Genomic DNA, 25,064 nt, shown 5'->3' with positions numbered 1-25,064 from the left:
GATCTCAGCCGTCACAGGAGTCACTCCCCTCATGCCCAACGTCGAACCCCTTCGCGAGGGCGACCCGGCAGCGGTGGGACCCTACCGGCTGGTCGGTCGGCTCGGTGCGGGCGGCCACGGTGTCGTCTATCTCGGCCAGGCACGCAACGGAACCCCCGTCGCCGTCAAGGTGCTGCGCGAGGGACTCGCCGTCGGCGAGCGCCTGGCCAAGGAGATCGCCGCGGCGCGCAAGGTCGAGCCGTTCTGCCTCGCGCAGGTGCTCGACGCCTCGACCAGCGGCAGGCCGTACATCGTGGCCGAGTACGTGGACGGGCCCTCGCTGCAGCAGGCGGGCCGGCACGGCGGGTCGGAGCTGCTGCGGCTCGCCGTGGCGACCGCGACCGCGCTCGACGCCATCCACCAGGCCGGTGTCCTGCACGGCGACCTCACCCCCTCCAACGTCGTGCTCGGGCCCGACGGGCCGCGGGTGGTGGACTTCGGCATCGCCGTGGCGCTGGGCTCGGGCATGAAGGCGACCAGCAACATCGTGGGAACGCCCGCGTACATGGCGCCGGAGCAGCTCGGCGGGAAGCCGGTGGGGGCGGCGGCCGACGTGTTCTCGTGGGCGTCGGTACTGGTGTTCGCGGCCACGGGGGTGCCGCCGTTCGGCGATGACGCGCTGCCCGTGGTGATCAACCGCATCCTGAACGAGGAGCCGCAGCTCGGGGAGCTGGGCCGGCCGCTGCGGGAGATCGTGGCGGCCTGCCTGGCCAAGGATCCGGCGGCCCGGCCCGCGATGCGCGACGTGCTGCTGCGGCTGGCCGCGCCCTCGCGGCGGCAGCCCGCCCCGTACGCGGCCCCGACGTCCGGCGCCGCCCCCGCACCCGCCCACGGACTGGGCCATGACGCGTCCCACGCCACCGCGGACTATACGCCCGACGCGGCCTGGGAGCATACCCCGGACCGGTTGTGGGAGCAGACCCCCGACAGGTCGTGGGAGCCGCCCGCGAGCCCAGGAGCCGAGACGGCCGTGCTCCCGAGCGTGCCCCACGCGGGCGCCCCCGGCCATGCGCAGAACACTTCCCCGCACCGCGCCCGGGAGCCCTACCAGGACACCTACCAGGATCCCTTCCAGGACCCGGCGCAGCCGTCCGGCCACCGCCGCTCCCCGGACCCGCGCCACGACCCGCACCACGACCCCGCGGCCGCCCATCCCGCTGACAGCGGCCCGCAGCACGACGCCCGGTCCGCGTACTCCGCGTACCCCGGCCCTCACCAGGGTGCGCCGTGGAACGACCAGCCGTACCGGCCTCCGGTCGCGCACCACGAGGATCCGGCGCAGGCGTACGAGCAGTGGGGCGGCACCCCCAGATACGAGGCCCCCGGGTATGAGGCCCCCGGGTATGAGGCCGCCAGGCACGAGGGCTCCGGTCACGAGGTCGCCGGTCACGGGGGCACCGAGCAGGCGGCCTCGTCGATGCAGGCGCTGTTCGACCTCTCCTCCCCCGTCGAGACGCCCCACGCGACCCCGACGGCACCCGAGCCGCCCGCGTACGAGCAGACGGCGTACGAGCAGACGGCGTACGAGCAGACGGCGTACGAGCAGACGGCGTACGAGCAGACGGCGTACGAGCAGACGGCGTACGAGGCGCAGGCGGGTGGCGTCGTGGAGGACCGGGGACGGGAGGCCGGGCAACAGGCGCGGCCCGCCGGGAAGCGCCGCGGGCGGCGCCGGCTCAGGACCGCGGTAATCGCGCTCGTGGCCGGGCTGTGCGTGTGCGCGCTGGCCATCGCGATCGTCTGGCTCACCCCGACCACGCCCACCCCGAAGACCAAGAACATGGCCGTCACCGGCGCGGCCACGACCTCCCCCGGGGACGCCCCCGCCACGACGCCGACGGAGACCCCGTCGCGCAGGACGCGTACCGCCAGGCCCACCCCGCAGACGGACGACACCCCGAGCACCCTCCCCACCGACGGCGAGACGGTCCCGGCCGCGGGCGCGCTCAAGCTCGTCTCCGTACGCCCCAACGGCACGCGGAACGGCGACTGCTGGGCGGGCGGCGAGGTGGCGCTCCAGGCGCTGGTCCAGCGTACGGGCGCGCAGGTGAACTTCACCTACACCTGGGTCATCGACGGCGCGTCGGCGGGCCGTTCCTCGGCGATCATCTCCGAGGACGGCCGGCGCTACATCACCTCGCCGCGCGCCCTCAGGAGCACCGGCGGCGTCCACAACGTCACCGTGCGGATCATCTCGCCCGTCTCCGTCCAGCGCACGATCAGGGTCACGATGTGCGAGCAGGGCGCCTACTGACGGTTCGCGAGCTGCTCCAGCAGGTCGAGGGCGGCGTCGGCGATCACGGTGCCCGGAGGGAAGATCGCGGCGGCGCCCGCGGCCCGCAGCTCGTCGTGGTCGCCGGGCGGGATGACGCCGCCCACGACGATCATGATGTCGGCGGCGTCGAGGTCGGCCAGGGCCGCGCGCAGCGCGGGCACCAGCGTGAGGTGCCCGGCGGCCAGCGACGAGACGCCCACGATGTGCACGTCGGCCTCGACCGCCTGCCTGGCGACCTCTTCCGGCGTCTGGAACAGCGGGCCGACGTCGACGTCGAAGCCGAGGTCGGCGAAGGCGGTGGCGATCACCTTCTGGCCGCGGTCGTGCCCGTCCTGGCCCATCTTGGCCACCAGGATGCGCGGCCGGCGGCCCTCGGCCCGCTCGAAGTCCGCGCACGCCCGGCGGACGCGCTCGATGCCGGCGGCCGACCCTGACTCGTCGCGGTACACGCCAGTGATGGTACGCACCTGCTCGGCGTGCCTGCCGAACACCCGCTCGAGCGCGTCGGAGATCTCTCCCACCGTGGCCTTGGCGCGGGCGGCGTCGACGGCCAGCTTGAGCAGGTTGTGCTCCAGGCCGGGGGCGGGGTGGCCGGCGGCCTTGGTGAGCGCGTCGAGGGCGCGGCCGACGGCCTCGGGGTCGCGTTCGGCCCTGAGGCGGGCGAGTTTGTCGAGCTGCTGGGCGCGTACGGCGCTGTTGTCGACCTTGAGCACCTCGATGTCCTCGTCGCTCGCCACGCGGTACTTGTTCACGCCGATCACGGGCTGCCGCCCGGAGTCGATGCGGGCCTGTGTGCGGGCGGCGGCCTCCTCGATGCGCAGCTTGGGCAGCCCGGCCTCGATGGCCCTGGCCATGCCGCCGGCGGCCTCGACCTCCTCGATGTGGGACAGGGCGCGTTCGGCGAGGTCGTGGGTGAGGCGCTCGACGTAGTAGGAGCCGCCCCAGGGATCGATCACCTGGGTGGTGCCGGACTCCTGCTGCAGGAGGAGCTGGGTGTTGCGGGCGATTCGGGCGGAGAAGTCGGTGGGCAGCGCGAGGGCCTCGTCGAGGGCGTTGGTGTGCAGGGACTGGGTGTGGCCCTGGGTGGCGGCCATGGCCTCGACGCAGGTGCGGGCGACGTTGTTGTAGACGTCTTGTGCGGTGAGCGACCAGCCGGAGGTCTGGCTGTGCGTACGCAGGCTCAGCGACTTCGGGTTCTTGGCGTCGAAGCCCGCGACGAGCCCGGCCCAGAGCAGGCGGGCGGCGCGGAGCTTGGCGACCTCCATGAAGAAGTTCATGCCGATGCACCAGAAGAACGACAGCCGCGGCGCGAACCGGTCGATGTCGAGCCCCGCGCCGACCCCGGCGCGCAGGTATTCGACCCCGTCGGCGAGCGTGTAGGCCAGCTCCAGGTCCAGCGTCGCGCCGGCCTCCTGGATGTGGTAGCCGGAGATGCTGATGGAGTTGAATTTCGGCATCTTTTCGCTGGTGTAAGCGAAAATATCGGAAATAATCCGCATCGATGGGGCCGGGGGATAGATGTAGGTGTTGCGGACCATGAACTCCTTGAGGATGTCGTTCTGGATGGTCCCCGCGAGCTGCTCCGGCGGCACGCCCTGCTCCTCGGCCGCCACGATGTACAGGGCGAGCACGGGCAGGACGGCGCCGTTCATGGTCATCGAGACCGACATGCGGTCGAGCGGGATGCCCGCGAAGAGCTGCCGCATGTCGTAGATCGAGTCGATGGCCACCCCCGCCATGCCCACGTCGCCGGCCACACGGGGGTGGTCGGAGTCGTAGCCCCGGTGCGTGGCCAGGTCGAAGGCCACCGACAGGCCCTTCTGCCCGGCCGCCAGGTTGCGCCGGTAGAAGGCGTTGGAGTCTTCCGCCGTGGAGAAGCCCGCGTACTGGCGGATGGTCCAGGGCTGGTTGACGTACATCGTGGCGTACGGGCCGCGCAGGTAGGGGGCCGCGCCCGGATAGGTGCGCAGGAAGTCGAGCCCCTCGAGGTCGGCGGCGGTGTAGAGCGGCTTGACCGCGATGCCCTCGGGCGTCTCCCAGACCTCGCCCTCCGGCCGCGGGCCCGCCGCCGCCCGCTTCGGCAGGGGGCTGAGCGGGATGTCGGAGAAGTTCGGGATCATCGGGTCACCTCCAGGTCGTCGAACGTCTCGCGGAGGACGGCCAGGGCGTCGCAACCGGCGTAGAGGTTGTCGTCGACGCCCTCATAGCTACCCTTCCCCGCCAGCCACACCTTTCTCGCACCCGCTCTGCGCAGTGCGGTGGCCACGGCGGCGGCGTGCTCGCCGTAGAGGCGGTCGCTGGAGCACAGGCAGGCGACCACGGCCCCGCTGACCGCGAACGCGGTGGCGATCTGCTCGGGGTCGCTGCCGGGCCCGGCGGTCTCGGTGGCCAGGCCGCCCGCCTGGAAGAGGTTGGCGGCGAACGTGGCGCGGGCGGTGTGGGCGGACAGCGGGCCGATGGTGGCGAGGAACACCTTGGGGCGCTCGGGCTGGGCGTCGGCCAGATCGCGCAGCCGCTCGAACGGCTCGGCGTAGCGCACCGGCGGCGCCCCTGGAAGCGTGCCCGGCGGGGCCTGCGCGGCCGGGCCCCGAGGCGCGGGCGTGCGGCGCACGGGCTTCTCGGCGAGGTCGGGGAACTCGCTCACCCCCGTGATCGGCAGGCGTCGGTGGGCGACGTCGTCCTCGCGGCGGGCGCGGGTGGCGGCGATCCTGGCCGCGACGAGGTCTCCCGCCTCCGCGATGCCCCCCACCGCCTCGATCTCCTGGAACAGCGCCCAGGACGCCTCGGCCAGGTCGGCGGTGCGGCGCTCGACGTACCAGGAGCCGCCGGCCGGGTCGATCACCCGCCCCAGCCCCGACTCCTCCAGCAGCAGCGACTGCGTGTTGCGGGCGATGCGGCGCGAGAAGGAGTCGGGCAGCCCCAGGCAGGCGTCGAACGGCTGCACGGTGACCGCGTCCGCCCCGCCCACCCCGGCGGCGAAGCAGGCCAGGGTGGTGCGCAGCATGTTCACCCACGGGTCGCGGGCGGTCATCATGGCCGAGCTGGTGACCGCGTGCTGGAGCTGCCCGCCGGCCTCGGGGACGCCGCAGACCTCGGCGACCCTGGCCCACAGGCGGCGGGCGGCGCGCAGCTTGGCGACGGTGGCGAACTGGTCGGCGGTGGCGGCGTACCGGAACTCGAGCTGGCCGAGCGCCCGCGCGGCGGAGAGCCCGCCGCCGGTCAGCGCCCGCAGCTCGGCGACGCCCAGCGCGATCGAGCAGGCCAGCTCCTCGGCGTCGGCCGCCCCAGCGTCGTGGTACGGCGTCGCGTCGACCGTGACGGCCCGCAGCCCGGGGAAGTCGGCGGCGCAGCGCAGCGCCAGCCCGAGCCCGCCGGGCCCGCGCAGGCAGGAGGCGCCCAGGTTGCCGATCGGCGCCGTGCCGCGCTCGGCGGCCAGGCCGAACAGGACCTCGGCGGCCTCGCGCGAGCGCTCTCCGGCCTCCAGGACGACCGGCGCCAGGTCGAGGTAGACGTCCTTCAGCACCGTGCCCAGCTCGCCGACCGGGATGGCGCCGTCGCCGACGACCAGCCAGAGCGAGGTGACGCCGTTCTCCAGGTCGGCCAGCACGGCCTCGGGGTCGGCCACGGCGTGCCGCTGCCGCACGTCCCATCCGGCGGCGGCGCGGGACCCGCGCACGTAGGGGGCCGCGCCGGGCGATCCGGCGTCGCCTGGCAGGTCGTCCATATCGTAGAGGGGCGCGATCTTCACCCCGTCGTAGGTCGTCCTGGACAGCGCCTCCTCCGGCGAACCGGCACCGGACCTGCGCAGCACCTCCGCCGCCAGAGCGCGCCAGTCGTCCCGTGAGATGGACGCGAACCCCGCTGCCAGTTCCATGTTCGGATAGTAGGCGGAACATCGGAAACCGAGTAACCCGGGGCGGAACCTAACCGCCCGGCGCCTCCCACGCCAGCCGCCACGTGACCGGCCCCACGATGCCGTCGTCGGTCACGCCCTGCTGCCGCTGGAACCGGCGGCACACGTCGCGCGAGGCGGGGCCGTAGGCGCCGTCGACGTCGACGTCCCAGCCGCGTGCGCGCATCTGCGTCTGCCAGGTGCGTACGTCCTGCCCGCGCGTCACCGGCGGGTACGTCAGCGCCCGCCCGGGAAACGGCGGCGCCGTGGGGCCCTCGGCGTCCTCTCCCGGCCGGGGCGCGCCGCGCTTGACCCAGGCGTAGAGGGGCGTGCCGGGGCAGTCGGTGGCGTAGCCGTCGCGGTGACCCTTGATCTCGCGGCCGGCGTCGCCGCTGTCGCGTACGTACTGGACGGCGTCGAGGATCGCGTGCAGGACCGCGTCGGGCGGCTCGATGAGCCCGGTGTTGCCGACCAGCCCGAGCACGGCGTAGTGGCCGGAGTTGAGCCCGGGACCGTTGGCGGCGGGCAGGTGGTGCAGCCCGCGGCCCTCGAACACCTTGCGGTGCGGGCAGGCCACGAACGAGTAGCCGATGTCGATCCAGCCGTTGCCGTCCATGTGGTAGCTCTGGATGGAGCGTACGAGGGCCACGCAGCGGTCGTGGTCGGAGACGATGGCCGGGTCGACCCTGCCGCCCGTGTAGTGGACCTTGACTCCCTTGGTGGAGTCGAGCTGTGTGTAGTCGCCGCGCGGCGCGCGGGCGTTCCAATCACGTCGTGTCACCAGGTCGATGGCCACAGTGATCTCCGGGGGGTCGCGGTCGTGACGACTGAGCGTAACGCGGGGAATGCGCACGGGTCCCGGAGATCGCGGATTTCGTCTGGGTCGCGGCCCGTCCTGTCCGGTCGTGTCCTGTTCTCTAGGGTCTGATCACCCGCTGTTCCGTCACGATCGCGCTGATCAGGTCGTGCGGTGTGACGTCGAAGGCCGGGTTCAGCGCGGGGGTGCCCTCCGGCGCCACGCGTACGCCTCTGATGGTGACGATCTCGTCGGCGCCCCGGTCCTCGATCTCGATCTGGTCGCCGGTGGGGGTGCTCTGGTCGATCGTGGACTCGGGCGCGACCACGATGAACGGCACCCCGGCCCGTTCGGCGCCGAGCGCGAGCGCGTACGAGCCGATCTTGTTGGCGGTGTCGCCGTTGGCGGCGATGCGGTCGGCGCCGATGAGCACCGCGTCCACCTCACCCCTGGCCAGCAGGTACGGCCCCGCGGAGTCGGCGATGAGCCGGTGCGGCGCGCCCATTCTGGCCAGCTCCCACGTGGTGAGCCGGGCTCCCTGCAGCAGCGGGCGGGTCTCCAGCGCCAGCACCTCGGTCAGCCGCCCGCGCTCGTGCAGGGTCTGGACGACGCCCAGCGCGGTGCCGCGCTCGACGGCGGCCAGCCCGCCGGAGTTGCACACGGTCATGATCCGCAGCCGGTCGCCTTCGAGGAGGTCGGCCCCGCGCTCGCCCATGGCGCGGCAGGCGGCGATGTCGTCGTCGCGGACGCGCAGGGCGACCGCGAGCACCGCCTCCCGTCCATGGCCGATTCGGGCGGCGGCCTGGTCGACGCCCCAGGCCAGGTTGACGGCGGTGGGGCGGGCCGCGCGCAGTTCGGCTATCTGGCCGGGGTCGCCGTCGGCCAGCACGACGCCGAGCGCGCCGGCCACGCCGAGCGCGGGAGCGCCGCGCACGGCGAGGCGGCGGATGGCGTCCACCAGCTCGGCGACCGTCTGGATACGCAGCATGACGCACTTGTCGGGCAAGAGGGTCTGGTCGACGAGCTCGACGGCTCCGTCCACCCAGTCGATGGTCCTCACGGGCAAACGCTAACCCATCACCCGAGCGGGAAACGTCTCTTTCCCGGCAGGTCAGCGTTCCGCCAGGACGATGACGGAGTCGCCGGGCCCCAGCGTGACGGACTGGGACTTGTCCGGATTCAGGACGATGCCGTAATGCGGTGGTTTGTTGCGTGCCGTCGCGTCGCGGTAGCCGATGGCGGTCTCGCCCCTGCGCCGCGCCGACTCCACCACCGTGGAGAACGACACCTGCGTGCCCGCCCTGACGTAGTCGCCCGCCGGGCGCGGGTAGATCTCCGAGCCGCGCGAGTCGAAGAGGTAGCCGAAGACGTCCGCGAGGTGGCGGTTCTCGGCGAGCTGGGCCAGCAGCAGGCCGATGACCGTGTCGCTGATCACGATGTCGTCGGCCTCGGTGACCTCGGCCAGGGCGCGGTTGTTCTCGTCGTGCATCTCGCTGACGATCGAGTAGTGCTCGCCGAGCGCGCTCTGCATGTCGCGCAACTGGAGCAGGGTCATGAGCGTGCGCGTGTCGGAGTGGCGGGCCTCGAAGCGGTCGTCGGAGAGCACGATGACGTGCTGGAACAGGCCGACGCCGAGCGACTCCAGGGCGAACCTGTCGGAGGTGTCGCAGTCCTTGACGTTCACGGTGAGGTGGTGCAGCCCCGCGAGGCCGGAGCCGGCCTTGGGGTGGTCGGAGGCGATCTCCAGGACCGAGCCGGGGGCGACGTAGCCGTCGAGGTAGCGGACGATCTGCTCGGCGCGGCCGTTCCAGTTGAGCAGGAGCGTGCGCTCGGGCTCGGCGGGGGCCTTGCCCGCCATGACGACGGCCGGCTCGTCCAGGGACGGCTTGCCGGCGGCCAGGCGTACGTGGGAGTCGTCGTGCGCGATGACGATGACCTGGTCGTCGGCGTTGACGACGGTGTCCATGGGCGGGTTCAGCACGACGCCGGACGGGCGGCGCAGGCCGATCGCGGAGGCGGTCTGGTAGGCGTGCAGCGCCTCGCCGTACGTGATGCCCACGAGCTTCTTCGGCGTGCGCAGGTAGACCTCGCCGCCGTCGAAGTTGAGCAGGTCCATGCAGACCACGGACATGCCTGACTGGCGCGAGGACTGCACGATGAGCCGGGAGGCGGTGTCGTCGGAGTCGACGAGGTGCACGTCAGGGCCGCCGGCCAGGCGGGCGGCGGCGATGTTGCGGCTGGAGGTGAGCGCGGCCACCACCGGGGGGTGGGCGCCGTCGCGCTTGGCCAGGGCGAGCAGGATCTTGATGACGTGGGCGTCGGGGTCGTCCCCTTCCGGGGAGAGCACGACCACCGAGTTGGCCGTGGCCAGGTTCATCAGGGCGAGGTCGCGCGGCTCCGTGGGCCGCCCGGTGCGGCAGACCAGCCGGGTCCCGCCGAGGCTGCCGACGTGCTCGCGGATCTCCTCCTCCATGTCCAGCTTGTCGCGGTCGGCCATGACGGCGATGACCGAGCGCTTCTGGCTGGCCTGCGCCTTGACCAGCTCGGTCACGATCGTGAACACCTGGTCGGACCAGCCGAGTATCACCGTGTGCCCCGACTCGACGATGCGCGAGCGTCCCCTGCGCAGGCGGTCCAGCCGCTCCTTGAGCCCGGTCGACAGCAGGCCGACGAGCAGGCTGACGATGAACAGCCCGCCGAGCGACCCGGCGAACATCACCGTCATGTACGCGATCGAGCCCTTGTCGCTGGCCACCTTGCTCGGGGTGAGCGCGTGCATGAGGGAGATCCAGAGCACTTCCCCGGCGTTCCCCACCCCCTCCGGCTCGTTGGGCGCCAGCCACAGCGTGAGCACCGTCACCACGACGATCATCGCGGCCGACACCACCGCCAGCCAGCCGATCAGCGACGCCGTCCCTCTGGACATGGTGTTGTCGAACCAGTACCGCGCCCGCTCGCGGAACGTGATCTTCGACACTTCCCGGATACCTCCGCGTAAGGAGTGATTTGACACGACGAAACAAGGTACCGGTGGATCTTTGCTTCCGCATGGCGACCGGTAACGTAGCGACCATGGCGAGCCCCCTCACCCCTGACGATCCGGCGACGCTGGGCGCGTACCGTCTGGCCGGACGGATCGGCGAAGGCGGGCAGGGCGTGGTCTACCTCGCCCACTCCCCTGATGGCGAACCGGTCGCGATCAAGCTGCTCAACACGGGCGACAAGGAGACGCGGGCCCGCCTGGCGCGCGAGCTGGACGCGCTGGAGGGCATCGCGTCCTTCTGCACGGCGCGGGTGCTCGACGTGTCCACCGGCGGGGCGCGGCCGTACGTGGTGAGCGAGTTCGTCGAGGGGCCGTCGCTGGCCGAGCGCGTACGCGACCGCGGGCCCCTGCGCGGCGGCGAGCTCGAACGCCTCTTCGTCGGCACGGCCACGGCGCTGGCGGCCATCCACGCGGCCGGGATCGTGCACCGCGACTTCAAGCCGGCCAACGTGCTGCTGGGGCCCGACGGGCCGCGGGTGGTCGACTTCGGCATCGCCAGGGCCGAGGGGGCGGCGACCATCACCTCGGGGCTGATCGGCACGCCCGCCTACCTGGCGCCCGAGCAGATCGGCGGCTCACCGGCCGGGCCGGCCTCCGACGTGTTCGCGTGGGCGGCGTCGATGGTGTTCGCGGCCACGGGCACCAGCCCGTTCGGGGCCGACACGGTGCCGGCCGTGCTGCACCGGGTGCTGCACACCGAGCCGGACCTGTCGGCGCTGCCGCCGCGGCTGCGTGAGGTGATCGCGTCGTGCCTGGCCAAGGATCCGGCGTGGCGGCCGACGGCGCAGCAGCTCATGGTCTCCCTCGTCAACCCGGGCCCGCCCCGCTCCCCGGCTGCCGAGAGGGGCGGCCCGTCCGCGGCCACCAGCCCGCCGCCGCCCGTGACCGGCTCGCGAAACCCGTCGCCCCAGGCGGGTGCGGGGCCGCAGGGCCATCCCTCCTCAGCGGCCGGTACAGCGCCGCACGGCCATCCGTCCCAGCCCGGTGCGGGGCCGCCAGGGCCCGCTCCCGCCGCGTTCCTGGGGCAGGCGGGGCCGCCGCGTGACGGCGGGGCGACGTCTCCGCAGGCGCCGGCGGAGACCACCGGCGCCTCCTCGCGCGGTAAGGGCTCGCGCGCCCTGCTGATCAGCCTCGTCGCGGCCCTGGTCGCGCTGAGCGCGGCCGTCACCGCACTCCTGCTGCGCGACGGCGCCCCCGCCACCACCATCGTCGACCGCTCCCCCACGGCCACCGGCCCCGTGGAAAACTCCGGCCCCGCGCAGACCACCGGCCCTGCCGACGCCACCGGACGGCCGCGATCCCCGTCCCCGGAGCAGACAGGCCAGGAGACCGGCACCGAGACGAGCCCCGCCACGCCGCCGGACGGCGACGGCGCGCCGGACGAGACCCCCGACGCCGACCTCGAGATCCCGGCCGCCTTCGAGGGCGACTGGTCGGGCACCACCACCAGCACCAACCCGCTCGACACCGACGGCGCCGAGAACCGGGTCGAGCTGGAGGAAGGCGAGTCCACCGCGCAGTGGGAGGAGAAGGACCAGGACGACGACTGCCGCGGCACGATCACCCTGACCAAGGTGGAGCCGGCCCGCCTGACCTTCACCCTCGGCCAGAACGACGGCGGTTGCATCCCCGGCACGATCACCCTGGACAGGCAGGGCGACGGCCTCACCTACACCTGGCGCGACCTGCCGGGCCCCGGTCTCGTCACACAGACCGGTACCCTCAAGAAGAACTAAGCGGATCCACCGTTCAAAACCCTTCGACATCCCGCACCGAGACGGAGATCATTAACGGTATGTCTGTGATTAGGGAGGTGCCGTTCCCCAGCCCGGACTCCTCTGAGCTCCCGATGAACATCTGGATCGACGACGCCGACTCCGCCATCGACGTGATCGACGCACTGGCGCTGTCGCCGTTCGCGACGGGCGCGCAGCCGTGGTCCCGCCTGGCCAACCTGGAGCGCGTACGCCCTGACGCCACGCTCGCGCCCCCCGGCGGCCGCGTGCTGCGCACCGCGCGGGTCGAGGACGGCTCCGAGTCGCGGCTGATCTGCGGCGACGGCTGGACCCTGCGCATCGTACGCCACCGCAACCGCACGGCGACGGTCAGCGTGACGGCGGTCGACGAGGATCTGGCCAAGAAGGTGCTCGCGGAGAGCATCGAGGGAGCCGAGGAGGCCGTTCCCGACGTCGACCACGTCGAGATGGGCTTCTGGTGGCGGGGCATGCACGGCGGCACCCGTTCTGAGAAGCCGATCACGGCGCAGCCCTGGCCCGAGATCAGCAAGAACTACTCGGCCAAGGTCCGCCCGGCCCTCGACCGGCTGATGTCCATCACGCCCGGCGACGTCAACGGCCGCCTCATCCTCCTGCACGGGCAGCCGGGCACCGGCAAGACCACGCTGCTGCGGTCGCTGGCCAAGCAGTGGAGCGAGTGGTGCCAGGTCGACTGCGTACTCGACCCTGAGCGCCTGTTCAACGAGCCGGGCTACCTGATGGAGGTGGCGGTCGGCTACGACACCGACGAGGAGACGCAGCGCTGGCGCCTGCTGGTGCTGGAAGACTGCGACGAGCTGATCAGCTCGGGCGCCAAGGCGCAGGCGGGGCAGGGGCTCTCGCGCCTGCTCAACCTGACCGACGGGCTGCTCGGGCAGGGCCGCGACGTCCTGGTGGCGATCACCACGAACGAGGACCTGGCCCGGCTCCACCCGGCCGTCGTCCGCCCCGGCCGCTGCCTGGCGCAGGTGGAGGTGGGGCCGCTCAGCAAGGAGGAGGCGGTGACCTGGCTGGGCTCGCCGGAGGGCGTGGGCCCTTCGGGGGCGACGCTGGCGCAGTTGTACGCGCTGCGCTCGGGCCGCGAGATCACCCCGACCCCGGGCGACGAGTCCACGGGGCTCTACCTCTGACCAACGCCGCTCCGGCCGCGGCCCCGCTGGTCTGTTCGCGGCTGGTCCGCTCGCGGCTCTTCCGGCCGAGGCCGGGGGCGAGGGCTCGGCGGCGCAGTACCGCTGAGCCCCCGCCCGCCGCACCAGGCGTGCGGCGGGGCGTCCGTCACAGCAGGTAGGTGTGCAGGCGGCGGGCCTCGCGAACGAAGTTGTTCGACGCCCGGCGCTGCGCGATCTCCGCCACGCACGCCAGCGCCCCGCGCGCCCTCGCCCACCGCGCCGCCCGCAGGGCGAACACCAGGCTCTGGGTGTGCCGGGTGTGCGACCGTTCCCCCGGCCCCGGCAGGAACACGGGCAGGAACCCCGCCACGACCCGCCACACCTCCCGATGGGCCCCGAGCACGGCCGCGCTCTCCAGCGTCTCGAACACCGGCCCCGGTTTGAGGTCCGTACGGCGAACCAGCAGCGCGAGCTGCCGCCCCACCCCCTCGGCGTCGAGGTGCCCGCGCGCCGCCATGTCCACCAGCGGCCCGGCCCGCCGCTCCGGCGCCGCGGACCAGGCCCGGTCGGCGGCGAAGTACGCCAGCACGAGCGCCACCGCCTCCCCCGCGGGCCCCTCGGCGGCTGCCAGGGCCAGCGCCTGGGACGGCTCGGCACGGGGCCGCTGCCACCGCTCGAACAGGTACGGCACGAGCTGAGCCGCGACGGCCTCCCGATGCGACGGCATCAGGTACGGCCACCAGCGCAGATACCCGCCATACCCCGTCAGCCGAGGCTCGACCACCCCGTCCAGCAGACCGCCGACCGCCCCGTCCAGTAGACCGCTGACCGTCTCGTCCTGCAGGCCGCCGATCGCCCCGTCCACCAGACCGCCGACCGGCACCCGCTCGCCCGGCGGTTCTGGCGGCACCCCGTCGGCGACCGGTGGGGCGGGGCGGAGGCGGAGGCGCGGCAGCAGTTCGTCCGCCATCGACCCAGATCCGGCCGAGTCCCGGTCGTCGCCGTACACGCGCCTGTCGTCATGCCCCGGCGTCTCCCCCTGCGGGCGGTAGCACCAGTCGATCTCCGCGACGGTGTCGGGCCGTCCCCCGGCCATCCAGTACGCCGCCGTCCGGCCCGCCTCCGAGGTCAGCGTGCTCGCCCGCGTCACCACGTCCGGCGCGATCTCCCGGGGGAGCCGGAGCAGTGCCTGCCGGAGGTCGGCGGGCAGGGCCCTGACACCGTCGCGTTCGTAGCCCGCCAGCCGTTCCACCAGCTCGCCCGCATCGACGTGGCCGGTCGCCTCGGTGGGCTCGGCCAGCAGGTACGGCGGCGGCGTCCCGCCCTCGATCGCCTGCGCCACCTCGGCCCAGCGCCGCAGCAGGAACAGGTGGGGCCCCGGCACGTCGTCACCGCCCGGCAGCCGCCACGCCCGAGCCCCAGAACCACCCGGCATACGCTCCCGAGCCACAGGACCATCCCACAGCCCCTCCCGAGCCACAGGACCACCCGACAGCCCTTCCCGAGCCACGGGACCACCGGGCAGCCGCTCCCAAGCCGCAGGACCACCCGACAGCCCCTCCTGAGCCGCAGGATCACCCGGCGGCCCTTCCCTGGCCACGGGACCGCCCGGTAGCCGCCTCTCCTGGGGCTCGCGGGCTCCCGTCACCAGGCGGACGATCTCCCCCGCCCACTGCGAGACCTCCAGCCACCGGCCCGGCGGCGCTCCCCCGGCGGGACGCTTCTCCGCCAGCCTGGCCGCGAGCCCGTCGCGGTCGCGCCCGTACAGGCGGACCACGCCCGCCAGCCACAGCTCGGCCGCCTCCCACCGTGAGTCGTCCGGCAGCCCGTCCAGCTCACCCGCCGTCAGGACCGGCGCGCGGAACGGCCCGGCCCGCACGGGCTCGGGCAGCGGCACCGGGGTGAACCCGTCGGGGTCCCGCCGGGTCTCCCCGCCCTCCCCGGCGAACACCTCCGCCAGCGTCTCCCGCAGCCCGAGGGGCAGGACGCCGATCGCGTCCCTGATGCCCAGCGCCCCCGCGTCCGTGAACAGCTTGGCGTGCTTGACCGCCACCCGCACCGCCCGCCCCTGCACGTCGGCGGACTCGCAGGCGAACGAGTGCCCGAGCACCGGGCCCAACTCGTCGAGCCCGATGGCCGGGTCACCGGCGGCGGCGACCTCGTCGAGCCATGTCAGCCCGGCCGTCAGCAGCTTGCGTTCGCCCCTCGACAGCAGCGCCCGCAGTGCCCGCGTCACCTCCTCCGGCTCCAGGTCGTCGAGCCGCCGCACCTGCCTGAGCGCCGTCTCCGCGACCGTGCCGGGGGTGGCGGGCAGCAGGCGCAGGTAGTCGTGGCGGCGCTTGCTCACCTCGTCGTACGTGGGGTCGAGCAGCTCGTGCAGGCGTACGAAGAAGCGCAGGTCGGCAGCCTGGCCGCCGCGCTGGAAACGCCGCAGGCACCCGTCGAGCAGCAGGTCGCGCCCGACCCTGCCCTCGCCCGCCAGCCGTACGAGCGCGCCCAGCCAGCTCCGGGGCTCGGGCCGGTCGGCGCGTTCGTCGCGCAGGACCGCGCCGACACCCTCGGCATCGAACAGCAGGGGCAGGAGATCGTCGAGCAGCCTGTCGTCGCGCAGGGTGCCCACGTCGGGCGCCGTGCTCACCCAGGCCAGCACGAGCGGGTCGGCCTCGGACCGAGCCACGCCCCCCGCCCCCGCCCCTGGCCCCGACGCCAGACCCGGCCCTGACCCTGGGCCAGAGCCCGAGCTGGGGCCGCTCCCCGCCGCCTCCGGCACCGGACCTGCGGCCGTCCCCTGGGCCAGGCCAGCCGCCGCGCCCGCACACAGGCCCGCCCTCGATCCTGCCCCTGGCCCCGACCCCGGCTCTGGGCCTGACCCCGACTGCGGCCCTGGGTCTGGGCCGCTCTCCGCCGTCTCCGGCACCGGACCTGCGGCCGTCCCCTGGGCCAGGCCGGTCGCCGCGCCCGCCCATGGGCTCGCCGCCGAACCTGTGGCAGGTTCCGAGGCCGGGCCTGGGGCGGTGTCGTCCACGGTCACTGGGCGGGCCCCGCGGCGAGCCCGTGCGCCGCCGGCCACTCCGCCGTGAGACCGCCCGCGGGGGCGTGGCCCGACTCGTCCAGCGTCGCCCGGGCCGCGATCCTGGCCGCCAGCACGTGCTTGCACGGCCCTCGGGACCCCCGGTGGTCGTACCACCACGGGCACGTGCACGTGCCCTCCGCCACCAGCACCTCGCGTACGCCGCCACCGGTCGTCACCTCGGCCCGGTCGCCGGGCAGCAGCCGTACGGCCCCCGAGCGCACCAGCACCCGCGCGGACGTGAGCCGCGGGTTGAGCTCGGCCACCTGCTCCTTGTCGTAGGGCAGCTCGCGGTGGAAGTGGGCGGCCTTGTGCAGGTCGTAGCCGACCCGGCCGGCGGTGCCGAGCTGGGTGAGCGCGGCGCGGACGCGTTCGACGGGCAGGCCCGCGCGGTCGGCGAGCAGCCCCAGCTCGACGGTGGGCTCGAAGTTGAGCAGCATGCCGACCACGTCGGCGTCGCCCGCAGCCTCGTCGGTGGCCAGGTCGTCGAGCACCTGCCCCTCGCCGGAGAAGCCGCGCGCCGGCTCGGGCGAGATCGCCAGCGTGTAGCGCATGCCGGGCAGCTCCAGCTCCCACGCGCCCGCCGTGGACGAGCCGTCGCGCGGGCCGTAGACGCGCAGCGCCTTGGCGAACCTGAGCAGCGGCATCAGCGTGGCCACCCGCCCGGTGCCGGACAGGCACACCCCGCCCGCCGTCGCGCCGGAGGACAGCCGCAGGTCACGGCCCGCGGGCACGGCCCACACCCTGGAACGGGCGCCCCTGGGCAGGGAACGCAGGAAGCGTACGGCCTGCGGCCCCGCCAGCTCGGCCCGCAGATCCCACCCGGCGGCCATGACCTGCACCTCGGCGAACCCGCGCAGCCACCGCGACGGCAGCGGCACCTTCTTCTCCACCACCGCGCCGTCGAGCGTGGTGACGATCAGCTCGTCGGGCCCGACGCCCAGGTGCAGCGGGTCCTTGCCGCCCACCCTGGCCAGCGACTCGCGCAGCGGGCCGTTGACGTCGACGTTGGTGGTGCCCCGGTCGAGCACGTCGCCGTCGAGCGCGACGACGTCGAGGCGGGCGTAGACTCCGCCGCACGCCGAGAACGACTCGAACCTGAGCCGCCCGCCGTCGCACGTCACCACCGGGTCGCGGGTCCATCCGGGCCGGGGCTGGTGGTAGCGGGTGAGCGCGACGTCGGCGACGGCCAGCAGCCCCGCGGCGGCGGGAGCGGCCTGGGTGAGCAGGCCGCTGAAGAACCTGGGGTGGCTCTGAGGGCCGGATAACGCCGTGCCACCGGAGGTCGAGAGGCCGAGCCGGCCGTCGGCGAGCACGGAGTGCCCGGCGTAGGAGTATGCCTGTACCGCTTGAGTCATGCCCCGAACCATAGAGATGATCACCGACACAATCGGGCCGGTACGTAAACCATCCGATGTGCGACATGGAGGGCAAAACCACAATGTGCCTGGTGCTCACCGTCGATCTGGCCCGCGTCGCCTTCACCCGCTTCGCCGTGCCCGAGATCACGGAGCCCGAGGCCGTGGCACCCAAGGCCGCCGAGCCCGAAGTCGCCGGGCCCGAGGTGGCCGGGGCGCGGGTGTGGGTGGGCGAGGAGCGGGTGATCGGTTTTCCGGCGACCCAGATCATCCCGTCCTGGACCGCGCGGACCCCGCCCGGCTCATGGATCGAGATCGCGCTGCGCGCCAGGACCGCCTCCGGCGGCCTCACCAAGTGGTACGTCATGGGCCGCTGGTCCGAGCACGGCCGCCCGCGCACGTCGGTGCCCGGCCAGGGTGACGAGGACGGCGACGTGGCGGTGGACACGTACGTGGCCAGGCGGCCGGTGGTCGCCTACCAGGTACGCGTGACCCGGCACGGCGCGGGCGCCCGCGTGACCGGCCTGGGCGTGATGGCCTCCGCGCTGCCGCCGCGTCCCCCCGGGCCGAGCGCGCCCGGCGGGGGCGGGGCCGTGGAGCTGGCGGTGCCCCGGTACTCGCAGCACGCGCACGCCGGGCACCACCCGCGTTACGACGGCGGGGGCGTCAACTGGTGCAGTCCGGCGTCGGTGGCGATGGTGCTGGCCTTCTGGGGACGCGGCCCGTCGCCCGGCGAGCTGGCCTGGGTGGGCGACGGCGACCCGGCCCCCGGCGTGGACCACGCGGCGGCGGGCGCGTACGACGCGAGCTACCAGGGCACCGGCAACTGGCCGTTCAACGTGGCCTACGCGGGACGGTACGGCCTGTCGGGGTTCGTCACGCGGCTGCGGTCGGCGACGGAGCTGGAACGGTTCGTCCGGGCCGGCATCCCGGTGATCACCTCGCAGTCGTTCAAGGCGCACGAGCTGCCCGGCTCCTGCTACACGACCAGCGGTCACATCCTGGTCATCGCCGGTTTCACGGCCGAGGGCGACGTCGTGGTGAACGACCCGGCCGCGCCGGGCGACGCCGAGGTCCGCCGGGTGTACCGGCGGGCGGCGTTCGAGCACGTGTGGCTCAGGAGTTCGGGCAGCGGCGGCATCGCGTACGTCCTGCACCCTCCCGAGGTCCCTCTTCCTCCATGTACCGACGGCAATTGGTGAGTTGATGAGCATTCGACCGATCGACGTGGCCCGTACCGACGGCGGCCCGCAGTGGGTGGAGGCGGTCGCCTCGCCCTCGGGCGTCGAGGTCTGGTGGGACGAGCCCCGCCCGCACGAGGGCGGGCGGCGCTGCGTGGTCCGCCGCCTGCCCGACGGCTCCCGCGTCGACGCGCTCCCCGAGGGCTGGAACGCGCGCAACCGGCTCGTCGAGTACGGCGGCCGCTCCTGGCGCCCCCTGCCCGGCGGCGGCCTGGTCTTCACGAACTGGGCCGACCAGCGCCTCTACCGCATCGACGGGGCCGCCCCGGTGGCGCTCACCCCCGAGGGCCCGTCCCGGTACGGGGACCTGTACCTGCCGCCGGGCCGCCCGGAGGTGTGGGCGGTCAGGGAGACGGACGACGTGCGGGACCTGGTGGCGGTGCCGCTCGACGGAGGCCCGCTCAGGGTCATCGTCAAAGCCCACCATTTCCTGATGAATCCCCGCATTTCGCCTGACGGCCGACATGTCGCTTGGATCGGCTGGGACCACCCGAACATGCCCTGGGACGGCACCGAGCTGTGCGTGGCCCCGCTGGGGGCGGACGGCACGGCGGGCCCGTACGAGGTGGTCGCGGGCGGCCCGGCCGAGTCCGTGGTCCAGGCCGAGTGGCGCGACGGGTCGAGCCTGTACGCGGTCACCGACCCCACCGGCTGGTGGAACATCCACCTCGTCACCCTCGACGGCTCCCCCGCCCGCAACCTCACCCCGATGGCGCTGGAGTTCGGCACGGCGGCCTGGAAACCGGGCCTGACCTGCTTCGCCGTCGCCGAGGACGGCCGCCTCGCCGTCGTGTACGGCACCGCCGACCGCCGCCGCCTCGGCGTGCTCGACCCGGAGACCGGCGACCTGCGGGAGATCGGCGGCCCCGCCACCTTCTGGGCCTCGACCGTGTCAGTGGCAGGTCCAGGGGCAGGTCCAGGGGCGGACCCAGGAGCCGCGGGGGGCGGCAGGGTGGCGGCCGTGCGGGCGACGCCGTACACGCCGATGGAGGTGACGCTCGTCGGCCTGGACGACGGCGCGCACGAGGTGGTCTCGCCGTGCAAGCCGCTGCCGGACCGCGCGCTGCTGCCGACCCCCGAGGCGGTGACCGTCGAGGGGGTGCACGCGCACCTCTACCCGCCGTCAGGAGCCGCGGAGGGCCCGGGACCGTACGTGATCTTCGTGCACGGCGGTCCCACCGGGAGCGTGCCGATCGTGCTCGACCTGGAGATCGCGTACTTCACCAGCAGGGGCATCGGCGTGGCCGTGGTGAACTACGGCGGCTCCACCGGCTACGGCCGCGCCTACCGGGAGCGGCTGCGCCACCAGTGGGGCGTGGTGGACGTGCACGACTGCGCCAAGGTGGCGCGCGGCCTGGTCGAGCTGGGCCGGGCCGACGCCGCCAAGCTCGCCGTCCGGGGCGGCAGCGCGGGCGGCTGGACCACGGTGGCGGCGCTCGTGCACAGCGACGTGTTCGCGGGCGGGGTCGCGCACTACGCGATCACCGACCCGGAGAGCTGGGCCGCCGAGACGCACGACTTCGAGTCACGCTATCTGGACGGCCTGGTGGGCCCGCTGCCGGAGACCAGGGACCGCTACACCGAGCGTTCGCCCCTGCTGAACGCCGCCCGCGCCTCGGGTCCCTGCCTCATGATGCACGGCCTGGAGGACGCCATCGTGGACGTCGGCCAGGCCGAACGGTTCACCGCCGAGCTGGACAAACATGGCAAAGAGTGGGCCCTGCTCACCTTCCCCGGCGAGCAGCACGGCTGGCGCAGGGAGGAGACTATCGTCGCGGCGCTGGAGGCCGAGCTGGCCTTCTACGGGTTGATCTTCGGCCTGGAGACCCCCGACGTGCCGCCGTTGACCTTGAAGGGAAGAGCGTGAAGAGCGTTGCCGAGATCTGCTCGGATCTGATCAGGTTCGACACCACCAATCCGGGCGACGGTGAGCGCCCGGCCGCCGAGTACGTCGCCACGCTGCTGGCCGACGCGGGGGTGGAGCCGGTGGTGTTCGAGTCGGCGCCGAAGCGGACCACGGTCGTGGCCAGGATCGACGGCGACTCCACCGACGCGCTGCTCGTGCACGGCCACCTCGACGTGGTGCCCGCCGACCCGGCCGAGTGGCGGATGCACCCGTTCTCGGGGGAGATCGTGGACGGCTGCGTGTACGGCCGGGGCGCGGTCGACATGAAGGGCTCGTGCGCGATGACGCTGGCCACCGTGCTCGGCATGCGGGCGCGGGGCGAACGGCCCAGGCGTGACCTGGTGCTGGCGTTCCTGGCGGACGAGGAGGCCACCGGCGACTACGGCTCGCGGCACGCGGTGAGTGAGCACCGGGAGCTGTTCGACGGGGTGAGCGAGGCGATCAGCGAGTCCGGCGGGTTCAGCGTCGCCTCGGGCGAGCACCGGGTCTACCCCATCGCGGTGGGCGAGCGCGGCACCGCCTGGATGAAGCTCACCGCGCACGGCGTGGCCGGCCACGGGTCGCGCCCGCCGGTGGACAACCCGGTCGCGACGCTGGCGCACGCGCTGTCGCGGGTGGCCTCGTACCAGTGGCCGGTACGCCTGACGCCGTCGGTGGCGGCGCTCATCCGGAGCCTGTCGGAGATCACCGGCCGGCCGGTCGACCTGGACCGGCTGGACGCGGAGGCGGCCCGGCTCGGGCCGTTGGGCGGCCTGTTCGAGGGCCAGATCCGCAACTCGGCCAACCCGACGATGCTGGACGCCGGATACAAGGTGAACGTGGTGCCCTCGACGGCCGAGGCGCACGTGGACGGGCGTTATCTGCCTGGGCTCCAGGAGGAGTTCCTGGCGACGATCGACGAGTTGCTCGGGCCGAAGATCACCCGCGAGTTCGTCAACCTGGAGGACGCGCCCGACGCGCCCTACCCGTCGCCGTTCTTCGACGAGCTGGCCGGGTCGCTGGTGGCCGAGGATCCGCTGGCCAGGCCGGTCCCGTACGTGATGGCCGGGGGGACGGACGCCAAGTCGTTCGCCCGGATCGGCATCAGGGGCTACGGGTTCGCGCCGCTCATGCTCCGGCCCGACCTCGACTACTTCGGGATGTTCCACGGGAAGGACGAGCGGGTGCCGGTGGAGGGCCTCGAGTTCGGCACCCGCGTGCTGACCCGCCTGCTCACCGCCTGACCCCAGCCCACCTGCTCACCGCCTGACCCCGGCCCGCCTGCTCACCGCCTGACCCCGGCCCGCGGGGTCACGCCGCCGTGCGCGCGGGCGGGCCGAACCACGGATCCGGGGCTGCCGTGGCAACGGCGGATCCGGGAGGCGGCGCTGAGCATGTATCGGGCGTTCCGCCGTCATCCGGTCGTGCCGCTGGCGCTGGCCACCGACCGGTCCAACCCGACCTCCGTACGCGCCCTGCGGCCCGTGGACGCGCTGGTGGGAGCCCTGTACGAGGCCGGCTTCGACGACGTCGGCGCCTGGCGGGCGCTGGGCGCGGTGAACGGGCTGGTGTTCGGCTCGCTGCTGATGTCCACGGGCGGGTTCACGAACCTCCCCGAGGTCCACGCGGGCGAGCGCAACGTGGGCGCCTTCATCACCCGGATGGACCCCGAGGCACTGCCGCACTTCAGCAGGCTGCTGCGCGGGACCCGGGACGGCGTGGACCCGGAGGCCGACTTCGCGCAGGCCCTCGACGCGCTCATCCGCGGCCTGGAGAGCGAGCCGAAGTAGATGGAGGCCCTCAGGAGAACTTCGTCTTCGGCCGCTCCTGCAGCACGCCGTCCACGTACACGTCGAGCTTCTCGTCGTAGAACGCGACCAGCCCGGCGATCTTCTCGCTCTCCGGCAGCGGCGTGCGGTACGACCAGGCCAGATCCTTCTTCCCGTTGACCGACCAGTATTCGGCCGTACCCTTGTACGGGCAGTTGGTGGCGGTGTCGGTGTGCTCGAGCAGGTCGAGCCGTACGTCGGTCTTCGGCAGGTAGTAGCGGGTCGGCAGCCCGGTCTCGAACAGCAGGTACGGCCGGTGCGTGTCGGCCACCGTGACCCCGTCGACCTCGATTCGCACGTGCCGCGAACCGGCCAGGATGTCCACCCTGGTGTACGGGTCGCGCGGGTGGAAGAACACCTCCTCGTCCTCCTCGAACCAGGCGTCCATCGCGTCCCACTCGAAACGTACGTGGCCGCGGATGGCGTCCAGCGGCGACTCGGGGTAGGCCAGGGCCCCGCCCGGAGCCTCCGCCGTGCCCGAGGTGACCGTGTAGACCACGGCGTCGCCCCTGCTCGGGGAGTGCTTGGTGGCGCCCGTGGGCTTCAGCGCGGACGCGTCCACGTCGTCCAGCGGGATGTAGTAGGCGGGATAGTACGGGACCTCCCACACGAGGAGGGCGGAGGTGGTGTCGGCCACCGCCCGGCCGCCGAGGTAGGTCCGCACGCGCTTGGCCGTGGGCTCGACACGCACCCGGCCGCGGTTCGTGGCATCCATACTCGCGGGAACCCCGTCGGCGACCCCGCTATTCCACCCTTCCCCGGGCCGGGCGTGTCCCCTCTCAGCCCAGGCCGAAGAGGCTCAGGGTCGCCCAGGTGGTCAGCGTGCCGACCGCCGCACCGACGACGACCTGCGGCCAGGTGTGGTGCGCGAGGCGTACGCGGGCCCAGCACACCAGCCCCACCACGGCGGCCCCGGCCAGGGCGGTCGGCCACGCCGGCAGGACGTGCGTGAACACCACGACCGTGCCCGCTGACACGGCGGCGTGGAAGGAGATCTTCCAGCGCAGCGTGACCGGGACGGTCACCGCCAGCGCGACCAGCATCGCGGTCACGGTCGCGACGAGCAGCGCCGGGGCGCCCGTCACGACCAGCAGCGCCAGCGCCGCCAGCACCGCCGCCACCGCCGCCAGCAGCGGTTTGGTACGGCGGGCCCGGTCGACGATGTGGTGGGAGTCGAGGCGTCCCGTGCGCACGCCCAGTGCGATCACCGCCGCCGGGACTCCCCCGCAGAGCGCCGACGCCACCAGGCCCCACGCCGCGCCGCTCCACCCTTGCGCGAGGAGGCCGACGACCGGCGGCATGAGGATCACCAGCACCTGCGGTGCCAGCAGGTTCGTCACCCGTTTCGCCAGCAGGTCGGCAGTCATGTCACGAAAGATTACGCGATCATGCCCGCCACCCCTGACGCCACCTCTTTCCCAACCGACGCACGTTTCCCGACCGGGCCGCATCCCGCCACGCACCGCGCACCCGCCCCCGCGCGGCACCCCGCACAAGCGCCCTGGACCCGGCGAACACGGCCGAACACGCCCGGACCGCAGCCAAGCAGCCGAAGACGCCTTCGCCCCCTCTCGGTCGCCGTCAGAGGCATCCAGACGACTCGGGAGAGGTGGCCGGTGGGACGGAGGGGAATGCCGGGGCGGGTGGGGTCAGCCCTTGCCCGCCGCGTTGACGATGCGGGTCGTGGAGCGGTCCGGGATGGCGTCCAGCTCCCAGCACTCGGCCCCCAGGATCGCCGCCGCCGCCGCGCGGTTGCCCGCGTGCGGGTCGCCCGCCGTGTGGGCGAGCGCCCCCGGCCGCATCGGGGCGAGCAGGTCGATGTAGTCGTCGGGCCCGTGCGCGTCCGGCGGCCCCGTCACGATGAAGACCCCGGTCACGAAGCGGAGCGCGGCCAGCACCTCGGCCCGCTCCGCCGACGGGTTGAAGGGCCGGCTCGGCCCCTTCCACGCTCGTACGCGCGGGTCGTCCTCGACGCCGACGACCAGCGGCAGCCCGCGCGCGGCCACCGCGCCGAGGTAACGCACGTGGCCCACGTGCAGGATGTCGAAGACGCCGGTCACGACCACCGCCCCCGGCCGCTCGTACGGCTGCACCCAGACGGCCTCCAGGCTGCTCACGCGACCTCCCGCTCCCCCATGGGCCTAGACGACTCGTCGATCGCAGCGTACTCGGTCGGCGTCCGGAGTCGTGCAGGCGACCTCGGAAAGGCGATTCCTACCTTTTCGCGATAATCTCCAGCCCACCCCTGAGGCGTCTCATTACGTCACCGGAATTGGGGGAGGTCGCCGTGGCATCGCCGGACGCGCAGCAGGCAGAGGGGGACGACCGGGCCGGCGATCTCGTGGCCAGGCTGCCGGGGATGCCCTCCCAGGTGTCCAGGGCCAGAGGGCTCGTGACGGCGGCGCTGGGCCGCGAGCACCCGCTCTACGACGACGTCGTGCTCCTCACCAGCGAGCTGGCCACGAACGCGATCCTGCACACCCGTTCGGGCTCGGGCGGCTCGTTCACGGTGAGCGTGGCCAGCTCGGACACGTCGGTACGGGTGCTCGTGACGGACGCCGGGTCGGACCGGGCGCCGTGCGTGTGCCGTACGAGCACGCAGTCCACCCACGGGCGCGGCCTGCCGCTGATCGAGGCGCTCAGCGACCGCTGGGGTTTCACCCGCGAGGCCGGCGCCACGACGGTCTGGTTCGAGCTGGAGCAGGAACGCGTCCCGACCGGCGTCGCCGTCTGAGACCCGGCGTCTGGCGCC

The 25,064-nt window shown here is 73.5% G+C and carries 18 protein-coding genes; 8 read left to right on the top strand and 10 right to left on the bottom strand.

What is annotated here, in order from left to right; translation table 11 throughout:
- Window positions 1-31 precede the first annotated feature (31 nt).
- Complete coding sequence (locus ACZ6S0_RS09365; RefSeq protein WP_465915003.1) at window positions 32-2,293, top strand: serine/threonine protein kinase; 2,262 nt, start codon at window positions 32-34, stop codon at window positions 2,291-2,293.
- On the opposite strand, the gene scpA is transcribed toward ACZ6S0_RS09365, so the two are convergent.
- From scpA to ACZ6S0_RS09340, 5 genes are all read right to left on the bottom strand, one after another.
- On the bottom strand, window positions 2,287-4,434 hold the full coding sequence (gene scpA, locus ACZ6S0_RS09360; RefSeq protein ID WP_465915001.1) for a methylmalonyl-CoA mutase: 2,148 nt from the start codon (window positions 4,432-4,434) through the stop codon (window positions 2,287-2,289). The genes ACZ6S0_RS09365 and scpA overlap by 7 nt on opposite strands.
- A complete protein-coding gene (locus ACZ6S0_RS09355) occupies window positions 4,431-6,188 on the bottom strand; it encodes a methylmalonyl-CoA mutase family protein (RefSeq protein WP_465914999.1) in 1,758 nt (585 codons plus the stop codon). Before ACZ6S0_RS09355 ends, scpA begins: the two co-directional genes overlap by 4 nt.
- A gap of 49 nt (window positions 6,189-6,237) precedes the next feature.
- A complete protein-coding gene (locus ACZ6S0_RS09350) occupies window positions 6,238-6,987 on the bottom strand; it encodes a peptidoglycan recognition protein family protein (protein WP_465914997.1) in 750 nt (249 codons plus the stop codon).
- A 136-nt stretch (window positions 6,988-7,123) separates the two neighbouring features.
- A complete protein-coding gene (gene mtnA / locus ACZ6S0_RS09345) occupies window positions 7,124-8,062 on the bottom strand; it encodes an S-methyl-5-thioribose-1-phosphate isomerase (RefSeq protein ID WP_465914995.1) in 939 nt (312 codons plus the stop codon).
- Window positions 8,063-8,113: 51 nt separating this feature from the next.
- Complete coding sequence (locus tag ACZ6S0_RS09340) at window positions 8,114-9,979, bottom strand: CASTOR/POLLUX-related putative ion channel (RefSeq protein WP_465914993.1); 1,866 nt, start codon at window positions 9,977-9,979, stop codon at window positions 8,114-8,116.
- A gap of 95 nt (window positions 9,980-10,074) precedes the next feature.
- On the opposite strand from ACZ6S0_RS09340, the gene ACZ6S0_RS09335 reads away from it, so the two are divergent.
- Both ACZ6S0_RS09335 and ACZ6S0_RS09330 read left to right on the top strand, forming a co-directional pair.
- On the top strand, window positions 10,075-11,781 hold the full coding sequence (locus tag ACZ6S0_RS09335) for a serine/threonine protein kinase (protein ID WP_465914992.1): 1,707 nt from the start codon (window positions 10,075-10,077) through the stop codon (window positions 11,779-11,781).
- A gap of 59 nt (window positions 11,782-11,840) precedes the next feature.
- Window positions 11,841-12,950 carry a DUF5925 domain-containing protein gene (locus tag ACZ6S0_RS09330; protein ID WP_465914990.1) on the top strand — a complete coding sequence of 370 codons (1,110 nt, stop codon included), beginning with the start codon at window positions 11,841-11,843 and terminating at the stop codon, window positions 12,948-12,950.
- A gap of 145 nt (window positions 12,951-13,095) precedes the next feature.
- Here ACZ6S0_RS09330 and ACZ6S0_RS09325 read toward each other — a convergent pair whose 3' ends face one another.
- Together ACZ6S0_RS09325 and ACZ6S0_RS09320 are read right to left on the bottom strand one after the other, a co-directional pair.
- A complete protein-coding gene (locus ACZ6S0_RS09325; protein ID WP_465914988.1) occupies window positions 13,096-15,606 on the bottom strand; it encodes a hypothetical protein in 2,511 nt (836 codons plus the stop codon).
- A 350-nt stretch (window positions 15,607-15,956) separates the two neighbouring features.
- Window positions 15,957-17,357: an SWIM zinc finger family protein gene (locus tag ACZ6S0_RS09320; RefSeq protein WP_465914986.1), complete on the bottom strand. Its 1,401-nt coding sequence runs from the start codon at window positions 17,355-17,357 to the stop codon at window positions 15,957-15,959.
- Between the two features lie 83 nt (window positions 17,358-17,440).
- Between ACZ6S0_RS09320 and ACZ6S0_RS09315 the strand changes: the two genes are divergently transcribed.
- The 4 genes from ACZ6S0_RS09315 to ACZ6S0_RS09300 are packed head-to-tail and all read left to right on the top strand — an operon-like array spanning window position 17,441 to window position 22,273.
- Window positions 17,441-18,559: a C39 family peptidase gene (locus tag ACZ6S0_RS09315; RefSeq protein ID WP_465915246.1), complete on the top strand. Its 1,119-nt coding sequence runs from the start codon at window positions 17,441-17,443 to the stop codon at window positions 18,557-18,559.
- Between the two features lie 4 nt (window positions 18,560-18,563).
- Window positions 18,564-20,465: a dipeptidyl-peptidase 5 gene (locus tag ACZ6S0_RS09310; protein ID WP_465914984.1), complete on the top strand. Its 1,902-nt coding sequence runs from the start codon at window positions 18,564-18,566 to the stop codon at window positions 20,463-20,465.
- Window positions 20,462-21,727, top strand: coding sequence for a M20/M25/M40 family metallo-hydrolase (locus ACZ6S0_RS09305; RefSeq protein ID WP_465914982.1), 1,266 nt, complete (start codon window positions 20,462-20,464; stop codon window positions 21,725-21,727). The genes ACZ6S0_RS09310 and ACZ6S0_RS09305 overlap by 4 nt, the downstream gene beginning before the upstream one ends.
- 48 nt (window positions 21,728-21,775) lie before the next feature.
- Window positions 21,776-22,273, top strand: a complete 498-nt coding sequence (locus ACZ6S0_RS09300; RefSeq protein ID WP_465915244.1) for a TetR/AcrR family transcriptional regulator C-terminal domain-containing protein — start codon at window positions 21,776-21,778, stop codon at window positions 22,271-22,273.
- Window positions 22,274-22,283: 10 nt separating this feature from the next.
- Here the strand turns inward: ACZ6S0_RS09300 and ACZ6S0_RS09295 are convergent, their stop codons facing one another.
- The 3 genes from ACZ6S0_RS09295 to ACZ6S0_RS09285 form a co-directional block, all read right to left on the bottom strand.
- Window positions 22,284-23,027 carry a DUF427 domain-containing protein gene (locus ACZ6S0_RS09295; RefSeq protein WP_465914980.1) on the bottom strand — a complete coding sequence of 248 codons (744 nt, stop codon included), beginning with the start codon at window positions 23,025-23,027 and terminating at the stop codon, window positions 22,284-22,286.
- A gap of 64 nt (window positions 23,028-23,091) precedes the next feature.
- Window positions 23,092-23,679: a hypothetical protein gene (locus ACZ6S0_RS09290; RefSeq protein ID WP_465914978.1), complete on the bottom strand. Its 588-nt coding sequence runs from the start codon at window positions 23,677-23,679 to the stop codon at window positions 23,092-23,094.
- Window positions 23,680-23,961: 282 nt separating this feature from the next.
- Window positions 23,962-24,429: an adenylyltransferase/cytidyltransferase family protein gene (locus tag ACZ6S0_RS09285; protein ID WP_465914976.1), complete on the bottom strand. Its 468-nt coding sequence runs from the start codon at window positions 24,427-24,429 to the stop codon at window positions 23,962-23,964.
- 170 nt (window positions 24,430-24,599) lie between these two features.
- Here ACZ6S0_RS09285 and ACZ6S0_RS09280 point away from each other — a divergent pair, with 170 nt between their 5' ends.
- The gene (locus tag ACZ6S0_RS09280) at window positions 24,600-25,046 is read left to right on the top strand and encodes an ATP-binding protein (protein WP_465914974.1); all 447 of its coding nucleotides are present in this window, start codon (window positions 24,600-24,602) and stop codon (window positions 25,044-25,046) included.
- Window positions 25,047-25,064: the final 18 nt, after the last annotated feature.

It is taken from the genome of Nonomuraea sp. NPDC051298, from assembly GCF_055586305.1.
This window is presented reverse-complemented; position numbering and strand designations above follow the sequence as displayed.